4 protein-coding genes are annotated in these 7,058 nt (G+C 64.0%); 3 read left to right on the forward strand and 1 reads right to left on the reverse strand.

Translation table 11 applies throughout. The features are described 5' to 3' along the window. Nucleotides 1-63 precede the first annotated feature (63 nt). On the forward strand, nucleotides 64-1,305 hold the full coding sequence (locus tag ACUN9Y_RS07580; protein ID WP_445460072.1) for an NAD(P)/FAD-dependent oxidoreductase: 1,242 nt from the start codon (nucleotides 64-66) through the stop codon (nucleotides 1,303-1,305). Nucleotides 1,306-1,843: 538 nt separating this feature from the next. On the opposite strand, the gene ACUN9Y_RS07585 is transcribed toward ACUN9Y_RS07580, so the two are convergent. Continuing rightward, the gene (locus ACUN9Y_RS07585; protein WP_445460073.1) at nucleotides 1,844-2,485 is read right to left on the reverse strand and encodes a hypothetical protein; all 642 of its coding nucleotides are present in this window, start codon (nucleotides 2,483-2,485) and stop codon (nucleotides 1,844-1,846) included. 123 nt (nucleotides 2,486-2,608) lie between these two features. On the opposite strand from ACUN9Y_RS07585, the gene pyrC reads away from it, so the two are divergent. After that, on the forward strand, nucleotides 2,609-3,649 hold the full coding sequence (gene pyrC, locus ACUN9Y_RS07590; RefSeq protein WP_445460074.1) for a dihydroorotase: 1,041 nt from the start codon (nucleotides 2,609-2,611) through the stop codon (nucleotides 3,647-3,649). Between the two features lie 807 nt (nucleotides 3,650-4,456). Further along, on the forward strand, nucleotides 4,457-7,058 hold a 2,602-nt coding region (locus ACUN9Y_RS07595; RefSeq protein ID WP_445460075.1), incomplete at its 3' end, for a retention module-containing protein.

The raw sequence follows: 7,058 nt of genomic DNA on the forward strand, positions 1-7,058 counted from the left end.
CGCCAGGGAACTTGCCAGGAAGCCCCGGGGAAATCCTGAGGGAGGCTTGAGAGGAGAGATCGGATGTCGCGTGAGATCGTCGTGGTAGGAGCCGGCATGGTCGGCGTTTCAGTCGCCTGGCACCTGAAACAGCGGGGCCATCAAGTGACCCTGGTCGACCGCCGTGAGCCGGGCCGTGAAACCTCGTATGGGAACGCCGGGATCATTCAGCGCGAGGCCGTACGCCCGTATCCGTTTCCGAGGGATCTGGGCACGTTGCTGAGGGTGGTGCCCAATCGCCAGGTGGACATCCGCTATCGTCCCAAGGCGATGCTGTCGACCGCTGGGCCGCTGCTGCGTTACTGGCACAACTCTGCGCCGGGTCGATACGATCGTATCGTGCCGCAGTACGCCGCCTTGATCGGTCAGTGCCTCAAGGCACATGGCGCCATGATCGAGGCCGCCGGTGCGGAGTCGCTGGTGCGCCGCGATGGCTGGCTCGAGGTCTACCGCAGCGAGGCGGGGCTCAAGGAGCGCGCGGACCAGGCCAAGGCCGACAGTGAGCGTTTCGGCATTCAATACGCGGTGCTCGACGGGCAGGCGCTGGCCGAGTGCGAGCCGCACCTGAAGCGGCCGCTGGCTGGCGCGATTCACTGGCTCGATCCTTGGACGGTGGCCGACCCGGGGGCGCTGGTAGCGGCCTACGCCAAGGCCTTCGAGGAAGATGGCGGAACGATTCTCCAGGCGGATGTGACGCACGTCAGCAAGGACGGCGAGGGCTGGCGGGTGACGACATCGGGCGGCGACCTCGTTGCCGAGACGCTGGTGATGGCGCTGGGGCCATGGTCTCAGCAATGGATGGGGAAGTTGGGCCTGTCGATTCCGCTGTTCGTCAAGCGTGGCTACCACATGCACTACGCGCACTCGGAGCAACGCCGACTGTCGCACTGGGTGATGGATGCCGAGGTCGGCTATGTGCTGGCGCCGATGCAGGCGGGGATCCGACTGACCACCGGGGCCGAGTTGGAGCGACTCGATGCACCGCCGCACCCGAGTCAGTTGGCGGCCGCCGAGCGCAGTGCGAGGGATCTGTTCCCGGTAGGGGACCGCGTCGAGGCGGAGCCCTGGAAAGGGGCTCGGCCTTGCACCCCCGACATGAAGCCGGTGATTGGACCGGTGGTTAGCCAGCCAGGCCTATGGTTGGCCTGTGGCCATGGTCATCAAGGCTTCACCCTGGGGCCGGCGACCGGGCACCTGTTGACCCAACTGATCGAAGGCGAGACCCCGGACATCGATATGGCGCCGTTCCGGGTGGAGCGTTTCTAGCCCGGTGCGCCAAAGGGTCTCGGAGCAAGGGGCTTTGGAGCAAGGGGCTTCGGAGCAAGGGGCTTCGGAGCAAGGGGCTTCGGAGCAAGGGGCTTCGGAGCAAGGGGCTTCGGCAGAAAAGGGCTTCGGATCGAGGAAGCGGCGACGTCGGCTCCGGGGGCCATGGTCGGTAGCGCCGACGTGGCCGGTTTCCGGCGCATGAGCATGGGGGAACCCGGCACCAGAAGGGCCAGCGCAATAGCGGTGGCCCTTCTTGGTCTGACGCTGTCGCTGTGTGTCGCGTCGTTGTATTGGTGAGAGTGTTCTGGCGAGCTTGTTCTGGCAAGAGTGTTCCGGCGCCGCTGGTCCCCGGCGGGGCGGTCTCCTGCGCGTAGGACCCGAGGGTGAGGGCCCCACGGTGAATGCGGGCGGCGGCAGCGGTTGTCGTGGGGTTGTGGCCACATGAGCGACCCAGGCATGCGTCAGCCTGAGCGATGGCCGGGCGATGGCCGGATTTAGCGCCGGCCGACCATGGCGATGGCTGATTCGCGATAGTCGATTAGCGATGGGGCGGGGTGGTATCGCTCGGCTTGTCAGTAGCGTCGGCGGCCGGTGTCTCATCGGCGCGCTGACGGGCGTCTTCATGGCCGGGTGGCGGCGCCGAGGCAACGCTTGCCTCTAGCCGAGCCTCATCGCTTGCCTCTAGCCGTGCCTCATCGCTGGTCGCGGTGATGCCGGTGTTGGTTGTTGTGTCAGCATCCGTGTCTGTGCCGGAGTCATCGTCTCGTCCGCGACGATCCTGGACGTTGCGAACCATCAGCTTCACCAGCAAGGTGACCAGGAACACGAGCCAGCTGGCGGTGGCGAGCACGTTGAACAGCAGCATCTTCTGCGCCCCGCTCATCGGCGTGAGCAGGTGGTCGATGACGATGGCGAACAAGAATGCCAGGGTCAGGGGCAAGGCGAGGATGTGCATCCACATCTCGGTGCGGCGCTTGCGCACGTGGTAGCGGCTGAGCATTACCCGCACGGGGCGGTGGGCAAAGCTCACCAGGATCATGCTGCCGAGCGCCAACAGTGCCGCCAGCGCGGGCTCTGGCGTGCCGATATGCAGTGAAATGCTGATCGACCAATACAGCATAAGCCACATCAGGCCGGCCAGGGTGGCGACGAGATCGGCGTAGTGACGTACCTTCGGCATGGGGGCCTCACGAAAACAGTGGCCCGCCGATGATACGCCAAAATTGCCGCCTTGGGGCCAGAGGGACAGGTCATTGAGGTATACTGCGTCGGCATATATCGACCCGTGACGACAGGACAGCCCGTGAACGCGATTACCCTGACCCGCCCCGACGACTGGCACCTTCACCTGCGCGATGGCGAGGCGCTCGATGCTGTGGCCGCCGACACCGCCCGCCAGATGGGGCGCGCCATCATCATGCCGAATCTCAAGCCGCCGGTGACGGATCTCGCGCTGGCCTTGGCCTATCGTGAGCGCATTCTCGCCGCGTTGCCCGAGGGTTCGAAGTTCGAGCCCCTGATGACGCTGTACCTGACCGATCGCACCAGCGCCGAGGATATTGAGACGGCCTGGGCCAGCGGCAAGGTGCGTGCGGTGAAGCTCTATCCGGCCGGCGCCACGACCAACTCGGATTCCGGGGTGACCGACCTTAGGCATTGCGATGAGGCCATCCGTGCCATGGCGCGGTTGGGCATGCCACTGCTGGTGCACGGTGAGGTAACCGATGCCGAGATCGATATCTTCGATCGCGAGGCGGTGTTTATCGAGCGAGTGATGAAGCCGTTGCTGGAACGGCATCCGACGCTGCGAGTGGTGTTTGAACACATTACTACCGCCGAGGCGGCACGCTTTGTCGCAGAGGCGCCGGCCAATATCGGTGCCACGATCACGGCACATCACTTGCTGTACAACCGCAACCACATGCTGGTCGGGGGGATTCGCCCCCATTATTACTGCCTGCCGATACTGAAGCGTGAGCGTCACCGCCAGGCGCTGGTCGAAGCCGCTACCTCCGGCGACGCGAGCTTCTTCCTCGGCACCGATAGCGCTCCCCACGCGCGAGACGCTAAGGAAACCGATTGTGGCTGTGCGGGGGCCTATACGGCCTTCGCCGCCATCGAGCTCTATGCCACCGCTTTCGATGACGCGGGCGCCCTGGATCGCCTGGAAGGATTCGCCAGCCACCACGGCCCGGACTTCTACGGATTGCCGCGCAATGCCGATCGCATCACCTTGCAAAGGACGCCCTGGCAGGTGCCGGCGGAGCTGCCCTTCGGTGAGGGCAAGACGCTGGTGCCCCTGCGCGCCGGAGAAACGTTGCAGTGGCGTCTCGCCGAGGGCTGATCGCGTCCTTTAGCGCACCATGATGCGCCCCGCGCCGGCTATTGTGCCGCGCGGGGCGTTGTCGTTTCGAGGACCCGTTGCGCTATTGGTGCAGTGGCATATCGGTAATCTTCAGACCTTCCTTCGGCGGCCTCGGCCCGCTAGCCCAGACGCTTAGCTCAGATGCTTAGCCCGGTCGCCTCGTCCCTATGCTTAGCCTGGTGGCTTCGCCCAGACGCTTAGCCCAGACGCTTGGCCCGGCTGCCTCGCCTATATGCTTGGCCCGGTCGCCTTGACCCGCTAGCCCAGACGCTTCGCTCGTCGCCGCCCCCTGCACCTAGGCCGGTGCGCGCGGTCGGTGCCACCCATCTTCGGTGTCCCCCTTTTGTGTTGCGCCGCGTGCGTGCCGTATGCGTGGTCGTGCGGCACGGGCGCCTTTGTGTCGCGATCCTGCGCGGGGCAACGGCTGTCCCAGGTTTGGCGGCAGAGGGTATCGGCTCGGTCACCGTGTGGTTTGCTCAGATGGCGGAGAAACTATGCATGTGTAGCAATTTATAGGTGGGTCGAAAGCGGTCGTTCGGCGGTGACTCTGGGACCGAGGCGGCGATGGTGCACGTGCCAGGAGTGCTTTGGTACCCGTGGTGATAGCCAGTTTATTGCTTAACAATCTGTTAAATAACAGATTTTTTGTTTTTTTGTTTCCTTCATTCAGGATGGATACTGTCCTCTAGTACGATATTGGAGTAGCTCGACTGCATTTATAGTCGATCGTGCACAAAACTGAGTTTATTGCCCCGTTAGGTCACCTGTCTTGTTGAGAGTCGCCATATGATCGTTGCTACCGTTGCCGCCGTATCCGGAAAAGCTTGGGCCAAGGATGCCGATGGGAATCTGCGTTTACTCCAGGAAGGCGATGTTCTTCGTGATGGCGAAACAGTAGTGACCGCCGACGGGGCTCGCGTCAGCCTCGTATTCGATGATGGCCGCCCAGCGACCGAGCTTGTCGATGCCATGCAGGTACGAATGACCGCGGAGATTGCTCAGGGCGATGGCGGTGGCGATGGGGCAGAGAACATCGCTGATCCTGAGGTGGCTGCGCTGATTGCGGCGATCGAAGCCGGCGAGGGAGACCTGCTTGAGGCCCTTGAAGCGCCGGCTGCCGGGGATGCCGGCGGTGGCGCGGGCGCCGAAGGCGGTAGCGATTTTGTCCGCCTGCTGAGGATAGTCGAGCAAGTCTCCCCGCTTTCCTACGAGTACGGTGTTCAGCGCGACAGCGTCGAGGTCGTTCCTCAGGATGGTGGTGGTGCGGCGGCGGACGTCGACGAACCGGTTACCTTGAGTGGCCTGGACGGCCCGTCTGGTGCAGGACCGGATACCGGCGGGGCCGGTAGCGATGTCGGGTTTGCGGCGGTCGAACAGACCGTCAGCGAGGCAAACTTGCCGGGTGGTAGCGCACCCGATGCCGCGGGCTTGACCCGCAATGGCAGTTTTTCCTTCACGTCGCCCGATGGCCTGGGTGCGCTCAGCATCGGTGATAGTGGCCCGATCGGACTCGATCGACTCAACGACTTGTCGACCAACCCCTTGGTTATCGACACCGCGCTTGGCACCTTGATTCTCACCGGGTTCAGTGGAAGCGAGAGCGGCGGCACCGTCAGCTACTCCTATGTCCTCAACGACAACGTCGACAACGATTCCACCGCCGGCGCTACCGATGATGGCGTGGTCGATAGCATCGCCATCACGGTAACGGATAGCGATGGCAGTAGCGCGACTGGCTCACTCGACATCGCCATCGAAGATGATGTGCCGACGGCCATCGATGATGCCACCGAGACCGACGAAAATGCCGCGGTGACGTATAACGTCCTGACCAACGTCGATGGCTCCAGCGACATTCAAGGGGCCGACGACGCAAGCCTGACCAGGGCCACGCTGCGTGACCCGAGCCAGGGCAGCGTCGCGATCGATACCGACACCGGTGAGGTCACCTTTACCCCGGCCGATGGCTTCGAAGGCGATGCGGTGATCGACTACACCATCACCGATGGTGACGGCGACACCAGTGACGCGGTCTTTACCGTCACCGTGGCGGAGGACTCCGAGCCGACCATCAGCGTGCCGGACACGAGTCCGGGTACCGCCGGTGGCCAGTTCAGCGTCAGCGAGTCGGGCCTTGAGGGGGGCAGCGCCGAGGGCAGCAACAGTCAGACCACCACCGGGACGCTCGCTATCACCACCGGTGGCGACACCCTGCAGTCGCTGGTGATCAACGGCGTTAACGTGACCGCTGGCGGCACCGTCGACGGTGACTATGGCACCTTGACCGTGACCGAAAGCGACGGCGAATACAGCTGGTCCTACACGCTGGACGGCAACACCGAAGACCACACGGAACAGGGCACCGGGGCCGATGGCCTGCAGGATGCCTTCGCGATCACCGTGACCGACAGCGATACGGATACGGCGGAGTCGAGCCTGACCATCCAGGTACAGGACGACGTGCCGACGGCGGTCGATGACCGTGCGAGCGTGGCTGAGGATAGCGGCCAGGCGATCACCGGCAACGTGTTGACCAACGATACCCGTGGCGCTGATAGCACTGATGATCAGCCGGCCAGCGTGGCTCTGGACGCGCCTGCCGAGACCGGCGAGTACGGTACCCTGACGCTCGACAGTGACGGCAGCTGGAGCTATCAGCTTGACAACAGTGACCCGCGTGTGCAGGCGCTCAGTGGTGACGAGACGCTGACCGAGACCTTTACCTACACTCTGACTGACGCCGACGGGGACACCTCTCCGGCGACCCTGACCATCACCGTGAACGCCACGGATGACGGCGTGAGTCTGACTGGGCTTGCCTCCGAAGGCAGTGACGTGGCGGTGAACGAAGCCAACCTGGCCAACGGCAGCGAAGCCGACAGCGCGGCGCTGACCCAGACCGGCAGTTTCGCGTTTACCAGCGTGGATGGGGTGGCCAGCGTCCGGGTGGGGGATCAGTCCTTGACGCTGTCGCAGATGCAGGGTCTTTCCGCGGATGCCCCTGTGGTGGTGGACACTCCTTACGGTGTATTGACCCTCACCGGCTTTGAGGGTGACGCCGCCGGTGGCACGGTGAGCTACAGCTATACCCTGGACACCCGCGTCGACAACGACTCGCAGGAAGGAGCGGGCGATACAGGTTTTACCGAGACGGTGGCCCTTGTAGTCACCGACGACAACGGTAGTGAGGCGTCGGGGAATCTTAGCATCGCTATTGCCGACGATGCTCCGGAGGCCACGGCCGACGCCAACGCCATCAGTGAGGAGACCGCCACGGTCGGCGGCAACGTGATCGAGGGGGCCGCCAACGACGCCGGGGCCGACACCCTGGGGGCCGACCAGACCACCGTCACTGCCGTTTCCAGCGACAATGAGAGTGCCAACACCG

The organism is Halomonas sp. V046 (assembly GCF_052645355.1).

What these genes read in the sequence shown, in the direction of transcription:
- ACUN9Y_RS07580 (WP_445460072.1), top strand. Translation starts at nt 64, where the DNA reads ATGTCGCGTGAGATCGTCGTGGTAGGAGCCGGCATGGTCGGCGTTTCA.
- ACUN9Y_RS07585 (WP_445460073.1), bottom strand. Translation starts at nt 2,485, where the DNA reads ATGCCGAAGGTACGTCACTACGCCGATCTCGTCGCCACCCTGGCCGGC.